This is a genomic window from Xanthobacter sp. DMC47 (assembly GCF_056313845.1).
In genome coordinates this window covers 1,113,034-1,131,752 of the sequence record NZ_JBQUZM010000001.1, presented here as the reverse complement: position 1 = coordinate 1,131,752, position 18,719 = coordinate 1,113,034, and the positions used below count along the sequence as shown (strand labels likewise).

Sequence of the window (18,719 nt, the reverse complement as noted above, 5' to 3'; positions counted from 1 at the left end):
AGGATGATCTTGATTTTTCTTTTTGCCGGAGGCCAGAGGCGCACCCGGAGATAAGGCGCGCCGGCCCGGAGCCGGCACGCGCTTCTCACCCGAAAGGGGCGCGGAGGCGGCCGAGGCCGCCTCCGGAAGTGTCAGAGATCAGGCCGCGAGGGCGTCGGCGACCACGGTGAGGCCAGAGGCCTTCACGGCGGCGCGGATCTCGGCATCGGCGGCCTCGCCGAGGGGCTTCAGGGGCTCGCGGATGTTCACGTTGTCGATCAAGCCACGGGCGCGCAGCGCATGCTTGAGGGCGACGGTGCCCTCCATGTGCGAGCCGCGGTGGTAGACGGCGCGGGTCACGGGCAGGAGCTGCTCATGATACTTGCGGGCGAGCGTGTAGTCCTGCGCCTTGCCGGCCTTGAGGTATTCGATGAGCAGCTCGGGCGCCATGTTGCCATAGCCGACCAGCAGGCCGTCCACGTCGAACATGGTGGGCAGCAGCCACTCGTCGTGGCAGGACATGATGGCGAGGTTCGGGAACGCCTTCTTGAGCGCCGGGATCTCGTTGTACCAGCGCTTCATGTCGCGCACGCCGTTCTTGGTGGCGGTCACGCCCGGGATGGCGGCGATCTCGAGCTGGGTGTCGAGGTCGTAATTGGCCTTGGTCACGGCCGGGTACTGGAACAGGATGCACTCTAGGCCGGACTGGGCGATGGCCTTGTAGCGGTCCTGCGGGGCGCCCTTCTGGTAGCCGAAGCGCAGCCAGCCATGGTTCGGGTACACGAGCGCGCCGCTGGCACCGGCGTCGAACTTCTTCTTCGCCTCGATCTCGGCGACCTTGGTGCCTTCACCGGTGATGCCGGCGATGACGGGGAGGGGGGTCGCGTCCTTGTAGACGCGGATCAGCTCGATCTGCTCCTCGAAGGTCAGGAAGGTGCCTTCGCCGGCATGGCCGAGGATGACGAGGCTCTTCACACCCGGGATGGCGGCCAGCCACTTGGCGAGGCGGGCGTTGCCGTCGAAGTCGACGTCGCCGTTGTCCTTGAAGAGGGTGACGGGGGCGGGGTTCAGGCCCTTCCAGTCGATAGCCATGGTTCCAGTTCCTTCCTTGGGATCGTCAGATCAGAAAATCCGGTCCCGCTTCCTCCGACCCGCAGCTTTTGTTGGATCGTTAGCGGGAACGTTCCCATAATTGCGCTTGTGCCCGTCTCCTGTCAATCGCTAACGTGACGCCGACGCGAACGTGATAACTGGCCGCAGATCGAAGGACACAAGCCGTTGACCGATGACGAACCGCACGAGCGGCACGGGCGCGTGACCATCCTCGATGTCGCGGCCGCGGCGGGTGTCTCGAAATCCACCGTGTCGCGCATCCTCGACGAGCGCCTGCCGCGCTCGGAGAACGCGACCGCCCGGCGCGTCCGGCAGGTGGCGGAAAGCCTCGGCTACGTGCGCGATGTTTCCGCCGCGAGCCTGCGGCGTGGCCAGACCAACACCATCGGCGTCATTGTCCCGCGGCTCACTGATACCGTGATGGCCATGCTCTACGAGGCGCTGGCTCGGGCCTGCGCCCGCACCGGGCAGTTCGCCATCGTGGCCACCACCGACGACGAGCCGCGCGCCGACCGCAGGGCGGCGCAGACCCTGCTCCAGCGGGGCGTCGATGGCCTTGTCCTCTCCACGGCGCGGGAAGGCGACGACTTCGCCCAGGAGCTCGCCGACCGGGGCGTGCCCTATGTGCTCGCGCTGCGCAGCGACGGGCGCAGCCTCGCCTCGGTGGGCGATGACCGCCTCGGGGGATACCTCGCCACGCGGCACCTGATCGATCTCGGCCACCGCCGCATCGGCCTCATCGCGGGCCCCGCTTACGCCTCCAGCAGCCGGGGGCGTGTGGAGGGATACCGGCAGGCGATGGACGAGGCGCGCATTGCCGAGGACCCGGCGCTCGTCGTCGAATCCACCTTCGGCATCGATTCGGGAGCGGACGCGGCCGAGCGGCTGATGAGCGCGGCCGAGCCGCCCACCGCGCTCTTCGCGGTGAACGACAATACCGCCATCGGCGCCCTCTCGACGCTCGCCCGGCTCGGCCTCTTGGTGCCCGGCGATGTTTCGATCGTGGGCTATAACGACATTCCCATCGTCAGCCGCCTGCCGACCCCGCTCACCTCTGTGCGCGTGCCCTTCGACCAGATCGCCGCCGATGCGCTTGACCTGCTGACACGGGGGGCATCGACGCGCGCCGATCGCCTGCGCATCGCCACGCCCACGCTCATTCCCCGGCAGTCGACGGCGGCCCCCGCCCAGACCCGCGCCACCGGCTCCCGCCGCCGCGGCCCCGATGGCCGGCCGTCCGGGCGATAGGGAGCCAATCGCGGCCGACAGGAAAGGCCTGTCCTCAGCTTGGTTGCGGCCTCGGTCCAGTTCTCCTATTTTTCCCGTCAAGCCTTGCTCACCAGCTCGGAAAAATATGTCCTGGGAAGGAGATCCGATGAACGATCCGGCGCCTTTTCTGTCCCGGTCCAAAGAGTGGAGCGGTCGGGTGAGGGGCGCGCGGTGAACGCGGGGGTGCAAGCCAACATCGACGCATCGAACGCACATGCGGCGTTGGCGTTCGAGCCACCCTGTCTGGTGACCAAGCACATTCGGAGCGAGTTTCCGTCCCGCTTCGGTGCCTTTTCCATGCTGCATGCCGCGGGACATGCGTGCTGGGTGGAAGTGGGCCGATACTGCTCGATAGCGCCGGGCGTCACGCTGGGCGCCAATGAGCACGATATTGCCCGGCTTTCGACCAGTTCGAGTTTTGAAAATCCGACGCTCTATGGTTGGGATCGTTTTGTATCCGCCACAGATGCTCCTGAGCGGCACTGGTTTGCCAACAGCGTCAAGCCCGTGAAGATCGGCCATGACGTCTGGATCGGTCAGGATGCCTTCGTCCGCTCGGGGGTTACCATCGGCAACGGCGCGGTGATCGGGGCGCTGTCATGCATCACGCGCGACGTTCCGGCCTATGCCATCGTCGCAGGCAATCCGGCGCAGATTGTGCGCTATCGGTTCGATCCGGAAACGATCGTCCGCCTCGAGCGTCTGCGGTGGTGGCGTTTCTCGCTGACGGATCTCGTGCGGTTCGATATTGCCAATTTGCCGGGTTGCCTCGATGCCTTGGAGAGGGCCGTAGAACTCGGAACGATCGAGCCCTACGAACCCGAGTGGATTTCGGCCGCCGAGCTGGCCTGAACCGCTCCGGATCTGCCAGCGCCATTCCGCAGCGGCACATATCGCCGGCGCGATTTACCCGGCATCATCGGGGCATGGTCGAACCCCCTATCTCGCCCCGTCCGTCCCGCCGTCGCAATCCGCTAGTTGCCGTTCTGCGCCTCGCGTTCCGGCTGGTGGTGGGCATCGTCATCCTGCTCGATGAGCTGGTCCGTCCGCTCTACCGCCCGCTGCTCGACTGGCTCTCTGCGCTAAAGCTCGTGCAGAAGTTCGAGGCGTGGGTGGGCGGGTTGCCGGCCTATGCGGTGCTCGTGCTCATCGCGGTGCCCTACGGCGTTGTGGAGCCGGTGAAGTTCCTTGCGCTCATCCACATCGCGAACGGACACGTGCGCACCGGCACGTTCCTGTTCCTGCTGGCGCATCTGGTGAGTTTCGTTCTCATCGAGCGCATTTTCACCGCCGGCAAGACGCAGCTGATGACGGTGCGCTGGATGGCCTATGTCATCGAAACGGCGGCCTCGGTGCACCGCTCGGTGTCCGAATGGTTGAGGCTCGCCGAGCTGAAGCGCCGGGCGCGGGCGCTGTGGCGCTGGGCCCGGCTACGCCTGCGCTAGACAGCCGCGTATCCGCGGCCATGATGGCCGCCGGATATTTCCCAGGAGCCCCGATGACGAGCGACGCGATTCCCGCCGCCCTGCTGCAGCAGGCCTACGCCGCCATCGACGCGGCCAATAGCGCCGATCCTGCCCGCGTGGAGCTGGACGGCCGGAGCGTGCCGGCGGCGGTGCTTTACGGGCAGCGCATGACGCAGGCGCTCACCCGCTTCAGGCCCGATGCCTCCGATGCGCTGAAAATCGCCGCCCGGGGCCAGCATATCGAGCGCTTCACCGTCCCGAGGGAGACCTATCCGGCGGGCAAGGCCGGTTATTTCCGCTGGCGCACGGAGCTGAAGAACATCCATGAGCGGCGCATCGTTGAAATCCTGCGCGGCCTCGGTTTCGAGGCCGCATTCGCAGAGCGCGTTGGCAAGATCGTCCGCAAGGACCGGCTGAAGCAGGACCCGGACATGCAGGTGCTGGAAGACGTGGCGGTGCTCGTCTTCCTCACCCACGAGCTCGATGCCTTCCTCCTGAAGCACCGCCCGGAGCCGGAGAAGGTGGCCGGCATCCTCGCCAAGACATGGGGCAAGATGTCCGAGGAGGGCCACGCCGCGGCCGTCGCCCTGAACCTGCCGCAGGAGGTGGTGGACCTGCTCCATCAGGGCCTCGCCGCGCGGGCGAACGCGGAAGACTGAGCGCCGGCGCGCGCGTATTGCTTGCCGAAGGGCTGCCGGCACGTCGGCTGGGCGCCTTCATCGCAGTGTGGCCGCCTTATGCGTGTGGTATCTCCCTCTGCCGCAAGGCAGGGTCTGCAGCCGGCCGCGCGAAAGAGGGGAGGGACGCATCGCAACGGATCGCAAGCGCCTCTCCGCTTTCCTGTCGGGCTTTCGCGGTACGGCGCGGGCGGACCTCAGCCGATCCCTCGCGGCATCGGCGGCGACCGGCCTCCTCATCATCGCGCAGGCCTATCTCGTCGCTCGCATCATCGATGCGGTGTTGTTCCGCCACGAGGCACTCTCGTCTTACTCGCTTGATCTCGCCCTCCTCGTCGGTGCCATCCTGATGCGCTTCGGCGCGGTGTGGGCGAGCGAGCATTTCGGCTTCGCCGCTGCCGCGAAGGTGATGCGTGCCTTGCGCGCCCGGCTCCTCGACCGGGTGGAGGCCATCGGCCCGGTGGGGCTCGCCGAGGCCCGCACCGGCGAAGTGGTGGCGGCGCTGGCGGAGGGCGTGCGGGCCGTCGAGCCCTATTATTCGCGCTACATCCCGGCCTCGGTGCTGGCGGTGATGCTGCCGGTGGCGGTGCTGGTCGCGGTTTTCCCGTTCGACTGGGTGTCGGGTCTCATCCTGCTCGCGACCGCGCCGTTCATCCCCGTCTTCATGATCCTCATCGGCAAGGGCACGGAGGCGCTGAACCAGAAGCAGTGGCGCCGGCTTGCCCGCATGTCGGGGCACCTGCTCGATGCGGTGCAGGGGCTTGCGACGCTGAAGGCGTTCAACGCCGCCGGCCGCATGGTGGAGGAGGTGGCCGCCGTCGCCGACGACTACCGGCGCGACACCATGGCGGTGCTGCGCGTCGCCTTCCTGTCCTCTGCGGTGCTGGAATTCTTCGCCACCGTGTCCATCGCCCTCATCGCCATCTTCATCGGCTTCCGGCTGCTGTGGGGCGAGATGGCGTTTTTTCCCGGTCTGTTCGTGCTGCTGCTGGCGCCGGAATTCTATGCGCCGCTGCGGGCCATGGGCACGGCCTACCATGCCCGCATGGAGGCCATCGGCGCTGCCGAGCGCCTCGTGGCGCTGGAGGAGACGCCGGCCCTGGCCGAAGGCGGCGGCTCGGTGCCGCTGCCGACCCCAGAGGCCATCTCCATCCGCTTCGAGAATGTGTCCCTCGCCTTCCCGGATGGGCGCGTCGCCCTCGATGACGTGAGCTTCGAGGTTCGCGCCGGCGAGACGGTGGCGCTGGTTGGGCCTTCGGGGGCCGGCAAGTCCTCCATCCTCAATCTCGTGCTCGGCTTCGTGCGCCCCACCTCCGGCCGGGTGCTGGTGAACGGCATGCCGCTGGCGGAGCTGGACCTTTCCGATGTGCGGCGCCGCATCGCCTACGTGCCCCAGCGCCCGCGCCTGTTCGCCGGCACGCTCGCCGCCAACATCGCCCCTGGCGATGTGACGCCGGAGCCTGCCCGGCTGGCCCGTGCAGTGGCCGACGCCGGCCTTGCCGATGTGGTGGCGGGCCTGCCCGATGGTCTCGCGGCCCAGGTAGGCGAGGGCGGCGCCGGCCTGTCGGGTGGACAGGCGCACCGCCTCGCGGTCGCCCGCGCCTTCTACCGCGCCGCCCCGCTGGTCGTGTTGGACGAGCCCACCGCCCATCTCGACCGGGAGAGCGAAGCCGGCGTGCAGGCCGCCCTGTCCCGCCTCCTCGCCGGGCGTACCGGCCTCGTGGCCGCCCACCGCATGGCGAGCATCGCGGATGCCGACCGCATCATCGTGCTCGCGCGCGGGCGGATCGTCGCCGAGGGCACGCCCGAGCAACTGCTGCGCGCTGGTGGGCGCGCTGGCGACCTCGTTCCCGATCTGGCGCCCGGTGACGCGGAGGCGGCGCGATGAAGGACGCGCTGCGTCTCCTGCGCCTGATGACGCCCCATGCCGGCTGGATGGGGCTGGCCGTGCTGGTCTCGGCACTGGCGACCCTCGCCCATATCGCGTTGATGGCCACCTCGGGCTGGTTTATCGCGGCCATGGCGCTGGCCGGCGCGACAGGGGCGAGCGTGAACTATTTCACGCCCTCAGCCATGATCCGGGCCTATGCGGTCGTGCGCACCGTCGGGCGCTATGGCGAGCGGATCGTCGGGCACGAGGCGACGCTGAAGTTCGTCGCGGCGCTGCGCCCCTGGTTCTTCGCGCGACTGGTCCCGCTCGCCCCGGCGGCGCTGGAGGACCAGAGGTCCGGCGATCTCCTCGCCCGGCTCAAGGGCGACATCGACCGGCTGGAATTCGCCTTCCTGCGCGTCCTCTCGCCCGTCCTCGCCGGCGTGCTGGTGCTGGCGGGGGGGCTCGCCTTCCTCGCGCTCCATGACGGGCGGATAGCGGCGGGGATCGGCCTTGCCGCCCTCCTTGCCGGGCTCGCCCTGCCGCTTCTCGTTCATCGGCTCGGGGCGAAGGCGGCGCGGGAGGTGACGGCCGGCACGGCGCAGCTCAACGCGCTGCTGGTGGACCATCTGGAAGGGCGGGCGGAACTCGACATCTACGATCCGGACCGCCGGCATCGCGCCGCGTTGGATGAGACCAGCGACACCCTCATCGCTCGGGAACACCGGCTCGCGGGGATCCTCGGCTTTGCAGGCGCGGGCATCGGGCTGTTCGCGCAGCTGTCTCTCGCGCTGGTGCTGCTCATCGGCGCACCACGCGTGCTGGCCGGCACGCTGCCGGGGGCCGACCTGCCCATGCTGGCGCTGCTCGCCCTCTCCCTGTTCGAGGCGGTGGCGCCGCTGCCGCTCGCCTTCCAGACCCTGCCGGCGACGCTCGCCTCGGCCCGCCGCATCTTCGACCTCATCGACCGTCCGCCGCCGGTGGAGGAGCCGCCCGCGCCGAAGCTGGTACCTGAGGCCGGCACGCTGGCGTTCGCCCATGCGGGGCTGACTTATCCTGGCGCGTCTGGTCCGGCCCTCGCCGACATCGATCTTTCGCTCGCGCCCGGTCGGCGGATCGGCGTCGTAGGGTCCAGCGGCTCGGGCAAGTCGAGCCTCGTCGCGCTGGCGCTCAGGTTCCGTGCTCCGGCGCCGGGAGAGGTGGCCTTCGCCGGTTCGAGCCTCGCCGCATTCAACTCCGACGAACTGAGGCGCCGCATGGCCGTGCTGGCGCAGCACGATCACCTGTTCACGGCAACCATCCGGGAAAACCTGCTCGTCGCCGACCCCGGCGCGCCGCAGGAGAAGCTGGAAGCCGCGTTGGCGCGGGCCGGCGTCCTGGCGTTCGTCGCGGCGCAGCCGGACGCGCTGGATACCTTCCTTGGCGCCAACGGCGCGAAGGTGTCCGGCGGCGAGGCCCGTCGCCTCGGGCTGGCGCGCGCCTTGCTCAAGGACGCGCCCATTCTGATCCTCGACGAGCCGACCGAAGGGCTCGACGGCGAGACCGAGCGCCGCGTGCTGGATGGACTTCTCGGCGCCCCGCGCGATCAGGCGCTCCTGTTCATCACCCACCGGCGCGCGGGGCTGGAGGCGATGGACGAGATCATCGTGATGGATGGTGGCCGCATCGTCGCGCACGGAACGCCGGACGAGATGCTGGCCATCATCGGTCCCGGAACGATTTCGGGCGGCGTCCCGGAGGACACCGCCCGATCAGCTGGCTCCGGTCAGGGCTTGGAGCAAGCACAACTATGATCATCTTGAGTTGCACAACCGCATAGAGCCAGTTCGTTTCGGCTCCTTCGATCCAGCGGCGTTACGCACATACCGGGCCTAGAGGCCCAGATAGGCGGCGCGCACTTTCGGGTCATCGAGCAAGGCGGCGCCGGTGCCTTCCATGGCGATATGGCCGGTCTCCAGAACATAGCCGCGGTCGGCGATGGCGAGGGCCGCCGAGGCGTTCTGCTCCACCAGCAGGGTGGTGATGCCCTCGTCGCGCAGGGACGTGACGGCGGCGAGGATCTGGTCCACCAGCAGCGGCGCGAGGCCGAGGGAGGGTTCGTCGAGCAGAAGCAGCTTCGGCCCCGCCATCAGCGCGCGGCCGATGGCGAGCATCTGCTGCTGGCCTCCGGACAGGCTCATGGCCGGCGTCTTCCGCCGCTCCGCCAGCACCGGAAACAGGCCATAGACGTGATCGAGCCGCGCCTGCCGCTTGGCATCCTGCCGGCGGTAGGCGCCGAGCTTCAGATTGTCCTCGATGCTCAGGGGGCCGAAGACCTGCCGGCCCTCCGGCGATTGCGAGATGCCGCGCACCACACGCAGGTGCGGCTCCATCCGCTCGATGGCTTCGCCCTCGAAGACGATGCGCCCGCCGCGCACCGGCTGCACGCCCGAGATGGCGCGCAGGAGCGTGGTCTTGCCGGCGCCATTGGAGCCGACAAGGGCGACGATCTCGCCGGCCTTCACCTCCAGCGACACCTCGCGCAGGGCCATGATGCGGCCGTAGGAGGAGGAAAGCGCTTCAACTGTGAGCACGATCCGCCTCCCGCGATCCGATATCCCCAAGGTAGGCGGCGATGACTTCCGGATTTTCGCGCACGGCACGCGGTGGTCCCTCCGCCAACGGGCGACCCTGGGCGAGCACCAGCACGCGATCGGAAATCTTCATCACCAGCTTCATGTCGTGCTCGATCAGCACCACCGCGACGCCGGCCTTCGCGATCTCGGCGATGAGGTGGTCGATGGCTTCCGTCTCCACCGCGTTGCAGCCGGCGGCCGGCTCGTCCAGCAGCAGGATCTTCGGATCGGCGGCAAGGGCGCGGGCGATCTCGAGGCGCTTGAGCGCGCCATAGGGCAGGGCGCCGGCGGGCGCGTCGGCAAGCGCGGCGAGGCCCACCCGGTCGAGCAGCGCCAGGGCCTTGTCGCGCGTCACGCGGTTCTGCCGGAACACCGAGGGCAGGCCCAGCATGTCGGCGAGGAAGGAGGTGCGCTCGGAGAGGGCGCAGCCCACCATCACGTTCTCCACCGCGGTCATGCGGAAGAAGATCTGCAGGTTCTGGAATGTCCGGGCCATGCCGCGGCTGACGCGCCGGTGGGGCGGGACGGCGGTGATGTCCGCGCCGTCGAGCCGCACGCTGCCGCGCGAGGGGCGGTAGATGCCGGTGACGAGGTTGAACAGGGTGGTCTTGCCCGCCCCGTTCGGCCCGATGATGGAGAAGACCTCGCCGGTACCGACCTTGAAGCTCACCTCGTCCACGGCCCTGAGGCCGCCGAAGGAGATGCCGATGCCGCTGACGTCGAGAAGGGGAGTCTTGCTGGTCACGGCAGGCGCTCCTCGATCAGCGCGCGCAGCGAGGGCACGATGCCCTGGGGCAGGAAGATCATGAACACCATGATGAGGAGACCCAGCACCGCCTGCTCGTATTCCTGGAAGGCGGTGAGCGTCTGCGGCAGCACCACCAGGAAGGCGGTGCCGAGCACGGTGCCGAACACCGAGCCGAGCCCGCCGATGATGACCATGGCCACCAGCTCCACCGAGTGGGAGAAGCTCGCGGCCTCCGGCGTGATGAGGCCGTTCATGGCCGCCAGCAGCCCACCCGCCACCGCGGCATAGACCGCCGCCACCACGAAGGCGGCGAGCTTCTTGGCGGAAACGTCGATGCCCGCGCCGGCCGCCGCCACCTCGCTGTCGTGGAGCGCGCGCAGCGCCCGGCCGGTGGGGCTCTTGGCGATGTTGAGGGCGATGAGGGCGCCGATGAGCAGGGCGCAGGCCGAGACCCAGTACCAGTTCAGAGCGCCCGTCACCCGCCATCCGAACAAAGTGATGCGGGACACGGACATGCCGTCCGGCCCGCCGGTCAGCTCGGTCTCGCTGTGGAGGATGAGGGCGATGATGACGCCGAAGCCGAGGGTGGCGATGGCGAGGTAATAGCCCTTCAGCTTCAGGATCGGCCGCCCCACCAGCCAGGCGATAAGGCCGGAGAGCACCGCCCCGAGCAGCAGGCACAGCAGCGGATCGAGCCCGAGCCGCGCCGGCCCGATGGCCACCGCATAGGCGCCGATGCCGAGGAAGCCGGCATGGCCGAGGCTCACCTGTCCCGCATAGCCCATGAGGATGGTGAGCCCCAGGGCAGCGAGGGAGAAGATCCACACCAGTGCGGCGACGCGCAGGTGGAAGGAGGTGGGGGCGATCATCGGCACCGCCGCCATGATGAGCGCGAGGGCGATGAGCGGGGTGAGGCGGGACCGCAGGATGGCCTTCATCACACGCGCTCCACGGTGCGGCTGCCGAACAGGCCGCGCGGCATGAACAGCAGGACGACGAGGATCATCAGGAACGCCACCGCGTCCTTGTAGGTGGAGGAGAGGTAGCCGGCCGCGAATGTCTCGATGAGGCCGATGAGGAGGCCACCCACCACGGCGCCCACGGGATTGCCCATGCCGCCCAGCATGGCCGCCGCGAAGCCCTTCAGGGTGAAGAGGGTGCCGATGTCGTAGCGGGTCAGGGTGATGGGCGTCGCCACCACGCCGGCGAGCGCGCCCATGGCGGCCGAGAGGCCGAAGGCGAGGGCGAGTACGAGGGCGACATTGATGCCCACCAGCTTCGCCGCCAGCCGGTTGGCGGCGGTGGCAAGCACCGCCTTGCCCACCAAAGTGTGCTCCAGGAACAGATAGAGCGCCACCACGAGGGCGAGCGCGGTGCCCATCACCCACAGGCTCTGAGGCAGGATGGTCGCCCCGGCAACGGGGATGGGTGTATCGCCCGAGAAGGCGGGCAGCGAGTGGAACTGCTTGTCGAAGATGATCTGCGACACGCCCTTGATGAAGATGGACGCGCCGATGGTGATCATGATGAGCGTCACCGGCGATGCGCCGCGCGCGGGCTCGATGGCGAGGCGATGCAGCAGCAGGCCGACCAGCACGGCCGCGACCACCGCGATCAGCGCCGCGACAGGCAGCGCGAGGCCCGCCGCCATGAGGAAGACGGTGCCCATGCCGCCGATCATGACGAAATCGCCCTGGGCGAAATTGATCACGTCGGAGGCGTTGTAGATCAGCGTGAAGCCGAGGGCGATGAGCGCGTAAATGGCGCCGACCGTCAGCCCCGAAAAGGCGAGCTGGAGAAATTCGGACATGTCCTCACGCCGTCTGTGTGGCGGCGCCGCAGGGGCGCCGCCGCGGTGGAGATCGGGTGTGCGAAGCGATCAGCGGGCCGGGGCTTCGAGCGCCCAGTCGCCGTTGCGGATCACCAGCATGCGGAACGAGTCCGTGCCGAGGCCGAGATGGTCGGCGGGGGCGAAGGTGTAGATGCCGGTGACGCCCACATAGCCCTTGGTGGCTTCCAGCGCGTCGCGGATCTTCTTCGGGTCCGAAGACTTCGCGCTCTCGATGGCCCGGGCGACGAGCTGGATGCCGTCGTAGCCGTAGCCGCCGAAGGTGGAGACCGGCTGGCCCGTGGCCTTCTCGTATGAGGTCTTGTACTCCGCCACCACCGGCTTCTGCGGGTCGTTGTCCGCCAGCTTGTCGCCGATCAGGATGGCCGGAGCCGGCAGGCGAACGCCCTCGGCGGCCGGGCCGGCCAGCTCGATGAAGCTCTTAGAGGCAACGCCGTGGCTCTGGTAGAGCGGCAGCTTTATGCCGAGCTGGGCGTAGTTGCGCGTCACGATGGCCGGGCCCTGGCCAAAGCCGGGGTTGAGCACGGCTTCCACGCCCGCGGTGTTCTTGATCTTGTTGAGCTGGGGCGTCATGTCGGAATCGGTGGCGCCGTAGCTCTCATCGGCGACGATGGTGATGCCGTACTGGCCGATCACCTTGAGGCACTGGTTGCGCATGGACTTGCCGAAGCCGTCCGTGCCCGAGATCATGCCGATCTTGGTGATGCCGCGCGCCTTCATGTCCTCGAAGATCTTCTGGCAGGCGGTCTTGTCGGTGTGCGGCGTCTTGAAGACGAAGGGGCGCACCGGCTCGATGATCTCGATGCCGCCGGCCAGCGAGACGAAGGGGATGCCGGCTTCCTCGAACACCGGAATCATGGCCATGGTGGCGCCGGTGGAGGTGCCGCCGACCATGGCGACGACCTTGTCGTCCTCCACGAGGCGGGTGGCGAAGGTGCGCGCCTTGTTGGCGTCGCCGCCGTCGTCATAGAGCACCAGCTCGACGGGCCGGCCGAGGAGGCCGCCCTTCTTGTTCAGCTCGTCCACATAGAGCTTGAGCGTCTTGGCTTCGGGATCGCCGAGGAAGGCGGCGGGGCCGGTGGCAGAGACCACCGAACCGATCTTGATGGGATCGGCGGCAAAGGCGGGGCTGGTGAGCGCCGGGCCGGCGACCGCGGTCGCGAACATGATGGCAGCCGCGCGCAGCATCGGCCGCAGGCGTGCGGGCGTATCCATGAAGCGTTCCTCCTAAAGGTCCATTTCGGGCCGAGGAGCGGGTTGTCCCGCCTCCATTCGCCGGCCATTCAACCGGCGAGATCCGAACCATATAATTAACCGGCCGGATGGTCAATTGATCGCGTGCGGCTTCGTTGCACCCTTGCCGTGGGCGCTCTCGCGCGGGATGATTGATCGACCGGGCGGACAATATTTGATATCTCAACCTCCCTCCCGATGATGGCGGATGATCGCAGCAGGCCCTGTCGGGCGGCGATCGAGATGGACAGGCAAGATGGCTCGCACGCGTGCTCAGGATTACGAGGCCAAACGGGAGGCCATCCTCCACAAGTCGGCGGAGCTGTTTGCGCAATACGGCTATTCCGGCACCTCGATCACCATGATCGCCGACGCGTGCGGGGCCTCGAAGGCGCTGCTCTACCATTACTATCCGGACAAGGAGGCGGTGCTCTTCGATATCCTGTCGACGCATCTGGAGCAGCTCATCGCGGGCGCCGAGAAGGCGATCGCCGAAGCGCCGGAGGGCGGCCGCATCTATGCCATGTCCGCCTCGCTGCTGGATGCCTACAAGGATGCCGACGCCGAGCATCAGGTGCAGATCGCGAACCTGAAGCTGCTCAACAGCGACCGCCAGGACGCTTTGCGCGCGCTGGAGCGCAAGCTCGTGACGCTGCTCGCCGATGCCATCGCTGAGGAGGTGCCCGCCGTTGGGCGCGGGCCGATGTTGAAGCCTGTCACCATGTCGGCCTTCGGCATGCTCAACTGGCAATACCTCTGGTTTCGCGACGGACGGGGGCTGACGCGGGCCGACTATGCGCGCCTCGTCACCGGCCTCATCAAGGCAGGAGCGGAGGAGGCGCTGCGCGGCATGGCCGCTCCGGAGGCCAAGGCCGCCGATGCCCGGCCGCCCGAAGGCAAGCCCGCGCAGCTCCGTTCGGCCCCGCGCCGCCGCACGGCGCCCGCCGCCGCCGAGGCGCCGCGCGCGGCCAAGGCGCGGCGACCGGCGGAATAGGATCGCGGCCGAAAACCCTTTAAGGAACGGCCATGTCGCGCCGCGCCCTCGACCTCATCCTCGATCATGTCCGTGCCGAACCCTCGCGCACCTGGTCCATCATCGTCACCATCTATGGCGATGCCATCGTGCCGCGCGGCGGCTCGGTGTGGCTCGGCACGCTGCTCGCCTTCTTCCGCGGGCTGGACGTAGCGGATGGGGTGGTGCGCACGGCCATGTCGCGCCTCGCCGCCGACGGCTGGCTGACGCGCACGCGGGTGGGCCGCAACAGTTTCTATCGCCTCGCCGACAAGGGTCGCGAGACCTTCGCCCGCGCCACCGAGCACATCTACCGCCATCGACCGCCCGCGTGGCACGGCCACTTCGACATGCTGTTCATCGAAACCGGTGCCCGTGAAGGCGCTCGCGCGGCGCTGGAGGCGGCGGGATTCGGCATGCCGCTGCCCGGCGTGTTCGTTGCCCCCGCGGGCACCGGTGTGCCGGAGGAGGCGGCTTTGGCACTCCGGCTCGATGTCTCCGGTAGCGCAGAGGAGCAGCGCGCGCTCGCCGCCCGTGCGTGGCCGCTGGCACAGACCGCGGAGGCCTATCGGCGCTTCATCGCCACCTTCGAGCCGCTGGCGGCGGAGCTACAGGACGGCGCCGCGCTGGCCGACCTTGAGGCAATGGTCGCGCGCGTGCTGCTCATCCATGATTACCGCCGCATCGTGCTGCGCGATCCCATCCTACCTTCCGCCATCCTGCCGGAGGACTGGCCGGGCCTCGCCGCCCGCGCGGTCTGCGCTGATATCTACGGCCGCCTCGTGGAGGCCTCCGAGCGCTGGCTGGACGAAAATGCCGTGGGCGAGGACGGGACGAAGCTGCCGGCAGACCCTAAAATTATCAATCGATTCAAGCTCTAAGGCGACCGCGTGAGCGCGGCGGGATGTCGGTTTCCCAAAAGTGTTACGAAAATGGCTTGCAATACGAAATTCTGTAATATATAAACAATTCCAAGGTGCCGGATCGTGGGCAGCATGCTGCCTGCCGAGACCGGCGGCAGTGGTCGGCGCGCCTTATCACCGGCCGCACAGCGCCGCGCAGACACCACATCTCAGGTCGTACGGGGAGGACACAGCATGTACGCACAGCTCGTGAAGTCCGAGGGCATGAAGTCCGCCGCCGAGCTTTCGCCGGAGGAACGCGCCTTCCAGGAGCGCATCGACCGCGGCGAGAAGATCGAGCCGAAAGAGTGGATGCCGGAGGGCTACCGCAAGACGCTGATCCGTCAGGTCGGCCAGCACGCCCATTCCGAGATCGTCGGCCAGCTGCCCGAGGGCAACTGGATCACTCGCGCGCCCACGCTGGAGCGCAAGGCCATCCTGCTCGCCAAGGTGCAGGATGAGGCCGGCCACGGCCTCTACCTCTATTGCGCCGCCGAGACGCTGGGCGTCAGCCGCGACCAGTTGCTGGCCAAGCTGCACGACGGCAGCATGAAGTATTCGTCCATCTTCAACTATCCCACCCTCAACTGGGCCGACATCGGCGCAGTGGGCTGGCTGGTGGATGGCGCGGCCATCATGAACCAGGTGCAGCTGCAGAAGACCTCCTACGGCCCCTACAGCCGCGCGATGATCCGCATCTGCAAGGAGGAGAGCTTCCACCAGCGGCAGGGCTACGACATCATGATGAAGATGGCGCAGGGCACTGCCGAGCAGAAGGCCATGGCGCAGGATGCCCTCGACCGCTTCTGGTATCCCGCGCTCATGATGTTCGGCCCATCCGACAAGGATTCGGTGCATTCCGCCCAGTCCATGGCGTGGAAGATCAAGATCAACACCAATGACGAGCTGCGCCAGAAGTTCGTCGACCAGACGGTTCCGCAGGCGGAATATCTCGGCCTCAAGATCCCAGATCCGAACCTCAAGTGGAACGAGGAGAAGAAGGGCTACGACTTCTCCGAGCCGGACTGGTCGGAATTCTTCGAGGTGATCGCCGGCAACGGCCCCTGCAACAAGGAACGGCTCGGCGCCCGCGTGAAGGCCTGGGAAGACGGCGCATGGTTCCGCGACGGCCTCCTCGCCCATGCCGAGAAGGCCGAGGCGCGCCGCGCCGCCGCCCGGGTCGCCGCCGAATAGCGGCCCTCAGCAATCGCCGGTCAGGGCGTACCACAACAACAGCACATCATCCGGACGGCATCGCCGTCCGGCCCGGAACGGGAGGAACAACCATGTCCAGCGAATGGCCCTTGTGGGAAGTCTTCATCCGCGGCCAGCACGGCCTCAACCATCGCCACGTGGGCAGCCTGCACGCGCCCGACGCCGAGCTTGCCATCAAGAATGCGCGCGACGTCTATACCCGCCGCAACGAGGGCGTCTCCATCTGGGTGGTGAAGTCGGTGGACATCACCGCTTCCAGCCCCTCGGACAAGGGGCCGCTGTTCGAGCCGTCCAACTCCAAGGTCTACCGCCACCCGACCTTCTTCCAGATTCCCGAAGAAGTGGGGCACATGTGATGGCCAGCGCCGAGATCGCGGTCGATCGCGCCGCTCTGTTCGAATTCCTCACCCGGATGGGGGACAACACTCTCATCCTCGGCCATCGCGTGTCCGAGTGGTGTGGTCACGCCCCGGTGCTGGAAGAGGATATCGCCCTCGCCAACACGGCGCTGGACCTCATCGGCCAGACCCAGCTCTGGCTCGGCCTCGCCGGCGAGGTGGAAGGCAAGGGTCGCAATGCGGACGCGCTCGCCTTCCTGCGAGACGCCGCCGCCTTCCGCAACTGCCTGCTGGTCGAGCGCCCCAATGGCGATTTCGGCCAGACGCTCATGCGGCAGTTCCTGTTCGATGCGTGGCACCATGTGATGCTGACGGCGCTGACCAAATCCGCCGATCCGCGCGTCGCCGAGATCGCCGCCAAGGCGGTGAAGGAGGCGGCCTATCACCTGGAGCGCTCCAGCGACCTCGTGATCCGCCTCGGCGACGGCACGGACGAGAGCCACAAGCGCATGCAGCGCGCCCTCGACGACCTGTGGTCCTATGCGGGCGAACTCTTCATCGCCGACGACACCGACCGCGTCATCGCGGAAGCCGGCATCGCGCCCGATCCGGCGAGCCTTAAGCCGGAGTGGGAGGCCATCGTCTCCGAGGTGCTGCGTGAGGCAACTTTGAAGGCGCCCACCTCGGCCTATGTCCACAAGGGCGGTCGGCGCGGCGTCCACACCGAGCATCTCGGCTACATCCTCGCCGACATGCAGTTCCTGCAGCGCGCCTATCCCGGCGCGACCTGGTAGGGGGCGATCATGGCGACCGCCACCCTGCCGTCCGTTGAGGAGGTCTGGCACTGGCTGTCGCAGGTGCCGGACCCGGAAATCCCGGTGCTCTCGCTGATCGATCTCGGCATTGTCCGCGACGTGACGTGGGACGGTGACACCCTGGTCGTCACCGTCACGCCCACCTATTCCGGCTGTCCGGCGACGGGCATCATCAATCTCGACATCGAGCGCGAACTGAACGCGCGCGGCGTCGCCAAGGTGCGGCTGGAGCGTCGGCTCTCGCCGCCGTGGACCACCGACTGGATGAGCGCCGAGGGGCGGGAGAAGCTCCGCGCCTACGGCATCGCGCCGCCGGTGGACGACACCGCAGCGGATGGCCGCTCTCTGGCGCTCGCGCGCCGGCTGACCTCCGGCTCGAACCTCACGGTCGCCTGCCCGCGCTGCGGCTCGGCGCAGACGGAGAAGGTGAGCCAGTTCGGCTCCACCGCCTGCAAGGCCAGCTATCGCTGCCTCTCGTGCCTGGAGCCGTTCGACTACTTCAAGTGCATCTGACAATTAAAGAAATCCCGAGGAGCGCCGCATGGCACGGTTTCATTCCCTGGAGGTCGTCGACGTGCGGCGCGAGACGCGCGATGCCGTCGTCGTCACCCTCAAGCCCCGCCCCGAGGACGCCGCGGCGTTCGACTTCACGCAGGGCCAGTACCTCACCTTCCGCCGCGATTTCGATGGGGAAGAGCTGCGCCGCAGCTATTCCATCTGCGCCGGCAAGGATGAGGGCTGCCTGAAGGTGGGCATCAAGAAGGTGGAGGGCGGCGCCTTCTCCACCTGGGCCAACGAGAACCTGTCCCCCGGCGACACGCTCGAAGCCATGCCGCCCATGGGCAAGTTCTTCGTGCCGTTGGCCCCGGAGCTGGACCGCCACTATCTCGGCTTCGCCGGCGGCTCGGGCATCACGCCGCTGCTCTCCATCATCAAGACGGTGCTGGCGCGCGAGCCGAAGAGCCGCTTCACCCTCGTCTATGCCAACCGGCAGATCAGCTCCATCATGTTCCGCGAGGAGCTGGAGGACCTGAAGAACCTCTATCTCGGCCGCCTCTCGGTGCTGCACGTGCTGGAGAGCGAGGCGCAGGAGATCGACCTGTTCACCGGCCGCGTCGACGCGGAGAAGATGGAAGGTCTCTTCAAGCATTGGATCGACGCGAAGTCGGTGGATACCGCCTTCATCTGCGGTCCCGAGCCCATGATGCTGGCGATTGCGGCCGCGCTGCGCGAGCATGGGCTTTCCGACGCGCAGATCAAGTTCGAGCTATTCGCCTCCGGCCAGCCCGGCCGGGCGAAGGCCAAGGCGGTGTCGGCCAATGTCGCCGCTAATGGTGCGGGTACGACGGCCACAGTGACGCTGGATGGCGCCACCCGCACATTCCACATGCCGCGCGAGGGCCAGAGCCTGCTAGACGCAGCCCTCGCCGCAAATCTCGATGCGCCCTACGCCTGCAAGGCCGGCGTGTGCTCCACCTGCCGCGCCAAGGTAGTAGAGGGCGAGGTGGAAATGGCGGTCAACCATGCGCTGGAGGATTACGAGGTGCGCGCCGGCTACGTGCTCACCTGCCAGTGCTTCCCGCTCACCGAAAAACTCGTCGTCACCTACGACGAGTGA

General features: G+C 67.9%; 19 protein-coding genes. 13 read left to right on the top strand and 6 right to left on the bottom strand.

Features of this window, described 5'->3' with window-relative positions; translation table 11 throughout:
- Positions 1-138 precede the first annotated feature (138 nt).
- Positions 139-1,071: a dihydrodipicolinate synthase family protein gene (locus ACT54R_RS05265; protein WP_168459619.1), complete on the bottom strand. Its 933-nt coding sequence runs from the start codon at positions 1,069-1,071 to the stop codon at positions 139-141.
- 186 nt (positions 1,072-1,257) lie between these two features.
- Here ACT54R_RS05265 and ACT54R_RS05260 point away from each other — a divergent pair, with 186 nt between their 5' ends.
- The 6 genes from ACT54R_RS05260 to cydC all read left to right on the top strand — a co-directional run bounded on the left by ACT54R_RS05260 (position 1,258) and on the right by cydC (position 8,167).
- Positions 1,258-2,340, top strand: coding sequence for a LacI family DNA-binding transcriptional regulator (locus ACT54R_RS05260; RefSeq protein ID WP_476324281.1), 1,083 nt, complete (start codon positions 1,258-1,260; stop codon positions 2,338-2,340).
- A gap of 39 nt (positions 2,341-2,379) precedes the next feature.
- The gene (locus ACT54R_RS05255; RefSeq protein ID WP_476324279.1) at positions 2,380-3,213 is read left to right on the top strand and encodes a CatB-related O-acetyltransferase; all 834 of its coding nucleotides are present in this window, start codon (positions 2,380-2,382) and stop codon (positions 3,211-3,213) included.
- Between the two features lie 74 nt (positions 3,214-3,287).
- Positions 3,288-3,806, top strand: coding sequence for a hypothetical protein (locus tag ACT54R_RS05250; protein WP_476324277.1), 519 nt, complete (start codon positions 3,288-3,290; stop codon positions 3,804-3,806).
- 53 nt (positions 3,807-3,859) lie between these two features.
- On the top strand, positions 3,860-4,486 hold the full coding sequence (locus tag ACT54R_RS05245; protein WP_476324275.1) for a DUF4202 domain-containing protein: 627 nt from the start codon (positions 3,860-3,862) through the stop codon (positions 4,484-4,486).
- An 82-nt stretch (positions 4,487-4,568) separates the two neighbouring features.
- A complete protein-coding gene (gene cydD, locus ACT54R_RS05240; protein ID WP_476324273.1) occupies positions 4,569-6,392 on the top strand; it encodes a thiol reductant ABC exporter subunit CydD in 1,824 nt (607 codons plus the stop codon).
- Complete coding sequence (gene cydC / locus ACT54R_RS05235) at positions 6,389-8,167, top strand: thiol reductant ABC exporter subunit CydC (protein WP_476324271.1); 1,779 nt, start codon at positions 6,389-6,391, stop codon at positions 8,165-8,167. The genes cydD and cydC overlap by 4 nt, the downstream gene beginning before the upstream one ends.
- A 78-nt stretch (positions 8,168-8,245) precedes the next feature.
- Here the strand turns inward: cydC and ACT54R_RS05230 are convergent, their stop codons facing one another.
- From ACT54R_RS05230 to ACT54R_RS05210, 5 genes are all read right to left on the bottom strand, one after another.
- Positions 8,246-8,947, bottom strand: coding sequence for an ABC transporter ATP-binding protein (locus tag ACT54R_RS05230; RefSeq protein ID WP_476324269.1), 702 nt, complete (start codon positions 8,945-8,947; stop codon positions 8,246-8,248).
- A complete protein-coding gene (locus ACT54R_RS05225) occupies positions 8,934-9,734 on the bottom strand; it encodes an ABC transporter ATP-binding protein (RefSeq protein WP_476324267.1) in 801 nt (266 codons plus the stop codon). The genes ACT54R_RS05230 and ACT54R_RS05225 overlap by 14 nt, the downstream gene beginning before the upstream one ends.
- A complete protein-coding gene (locus tag ACT54R_RS05220) occupies positions 9,731-10,675 on the bottom strand; it encodes a branched-chain amino acid ABC transporter permease (protein ID WP_476324265.1) in 945 nt (314 codons plus the stop codon). The genes ACT54R_RS05225 and ACT54R_RS05220 overlap by 4 nt, the downstream gene beginning before the upstream one ends.
- Positions 10,675-11,547: a branched-chain amino acid ABC transporter permease gene (locus ACT54R_RS05215; RefSeq protein ID WP_476324263.1), complete on the bottom strand. Its 873-nt coding sequence runs from the start codon at positions 11,545-11,547 to the stop codon at positions 10,675-10,677. Before ACT54R_RS05215 ends, ACT54R_RS05220 begins: the two co-directional genes overlap by 1 nt.
- Before the next feature lie 69 nt (positions 11,548-11,616).
- The gene (locus ACT54R_RS05210) at positions 11,617-12,801 is read right to left on the bottom strand and encodes an ABC transporter substrate-binding protein (RefSeq protein ID WP_476324261.1); all 1,185 of its coding nucleotides are present in this window, start codon (positions 12,799-12,801) and stop codon (positions 11,617-11,619) included.
- A 274-nt stretch (positions 12,802-13,075) separates the two neighbouring features.
- Between ACT54R_RS05210 and ACT54R_RS05205 the strand changes: the two genes are divergently transcribed.
- The 7 genes from ACT54R_RS05205 (at position 13,076) to paaE (ending at position 18,719) form a co-directional block, all read left to right on the top strand.
- The gene (locus tag ACT54R_RS05205; RefSeq protein ID WP_476324259.1) at positions 13,076-13,813 is read left to right on the top strand and encodes a TetR/AcrR family transcriptional regulator; all 738 of its coding nucleotides are present in this window, start codon (positions 13,076-13,078) and stop codon (positions 13,811-13,813) included.
- A gap of 32 nt (positions 13,814-13,845) precedes the next feature.
- Entirely contained in the window at positions 13,846-14,712 is an 867-nt protein-coding gene (paaX, locus tag ACT54R_RS05200; RefSeq protein WP_476324257.1) for a phenylacetic acid degradation operon negative regulatory protein PaaX, read from the top strand.
- Between the two features lie 216 nt (positions 14,713-14,928).
- Positions 14,929-15,927: a 1,2-phenylacetyl-CoA epoxidase subunit PaaA gene (paaA, locus tag ACT54R_RS05195; protein ID WP_024280577.1), complete on the top strand. Its 999-nt coding sequence runs from the start codon at positions 14,929-14,931 to the stop codon at positions 15,925-15,927.
- 92 nt (positions 15,928-16,019) lie between these two features.
- Entirely contained in the window at positions 16,020-16,304 is a 285-nt protein-coding gene (gene paaB, locus ACT54R_RS05190; protein WP_024280576.1) for a 1,2-phenylacetyl-CoA epoxidase subunit PaaB, read from the top strand.
- The gene (gene paaC / locus ACT54R_RS05185) at positions 16,304-17,080 is read left to right on the top strand and encodes a 1,2-phenylacetyl-CoA epoxidase subunit PaaC (RefSeq protein WP_210254539.1); all 777 of its coding nucleotides are present in this window, start codon (positions 16,304-16,306) and stop codon (positions 17,078-17,080) included. Before paaB ends, paaC begins: the two co-directional genes overlap by 1 nt.
- Before the next feature lie 9 nt (positions 17,081-17,089).
- A complete protein-coding gene (gene paaD / locus ACT54R_RS05180) occupies positions 17,090-17,614 on the top strand; it encodes a 1,2-phenylacetyl-CoA epoxidase subunit PaaD (RefSeq protein WP_476324254.1) in 525 nt (174 codons plus the stop codon).
- A 28-nt stretch (positions 17,615-17,642) separates the two neighbouring features.
- Positions 17,643-18,719 carry a 1,2-phenylacetyl-CoA epoxidase subunit PaaE gene (paaE, locus tag ACT54R_RS05175; protein ID WP_476324252.1) on the top strand — a complete coding sequence of 359 codons (1,077 nt, stop codon included), beginning with the start codon at positions 17,643-17,645 and terminating at the stop codon, positions 18,717-18,719.

Excerpts from the sequence above, each read along its gene's own strand:
- paaB (WP_024280576.1), top strand. The coding sequence starts at position 16,020 with ATGTCCAGCGAATGGCCCTTGTGGGAAGTCTTCATCCGCGGCCAGCAC.
- paaA (WP_024280577.1), top strand. The coding sequence starts at position 14,929 with ATGTACGCACAGCTCGTGAAGTCCGAGGGCATGAAGTCCGCCGCCGAG.
- ACT54R_RS05250 (WP_476324277.1), top strand. The coding sequence starts at position 3,288 with ATGGTCGAACCCCCTATCTCGCCCCGTCCGTCCCGCCGTCGCAATCCG.
- ACT54R_RS05220 (WP_476324265.1), bottom strand. The coding sequence starts at position 10,675 with ATGAAGGCCATCCTGCGGTCCCGCCTCACCCCGCTCATCGCCCTCGCG.
- paaD (WP_476324254.1), top strand. The coding sequence starts at position 17,090 with ATGGCGACCGCCACCCTGCCGTCCGTTGAGGAGGTCTGGCACTGGCTG.
- ACT54R_RS05245 (WP_476324275.1), top strand. The coding sequence starts at position 3,860 with ATGACGAGCGACGCGATTCCCGCCGCCCTGCTGCAGCAGGCCTACGCC.
- ACT54R_RS05265 (WP_168459619.1), bottom strand. The coding sequence starts at position 1,071 with ATGGCTATCGACTGGAAGGGCCTGAACCCCGCCCCCGTCACCCTCTTC.
- ACT54R_RS05205 (WP_476324259.1), top strand. The coding sequence starts at position 13,076 with ATGGCTCGCACGCGTGCTCAGGATTACGAGGCCAAACGGGAGGCCATC.
- ACT54R_RS05210 (WP_476324261.1), bottom strand. The coding sequence starts at position 12,801 with ATGGATACGCCCGCACGCCTGCGGCCGATGCTGCGCGCGGCTGCCATC.
- paaE (WP_476324252.1), top strand. The coding sequence starts at position 17,643 with ATGGCACGGTTTCATTCCCTGGAGGTCGTCGACGTGCGGCGCGAGACG.
- cydC (WP_476324271.1), top strand. The coding sequence starts at position 6,389 with ATGAAGGACGCGCTGCGTCTCCTGCGCCTGATGACGCCCCATGCCGGC.
- paaX (WP_476324257.1), top strand. The coding sequence starts at position 13,846 with ATGTCGCGCCGCGCCCTCGACCTCATCCTCGATCATGTCCGTGCCGAA.
- ACT54R_RS05215 (WP_476324263.1), bottom strand. The coding sequence starts at position 11,547 with ATGTCCGAATTTCTCCAGCTCGCCTTTTCGGGGCTGACGGTCGGCGCC.
- paaC (WP_210254539.1), top strand. The coding sequence starts at position 16,304 with ATGGCCAGCGCCGAGATCGCGGTCGATCGCGCCGCTCTGTTCGAATTC.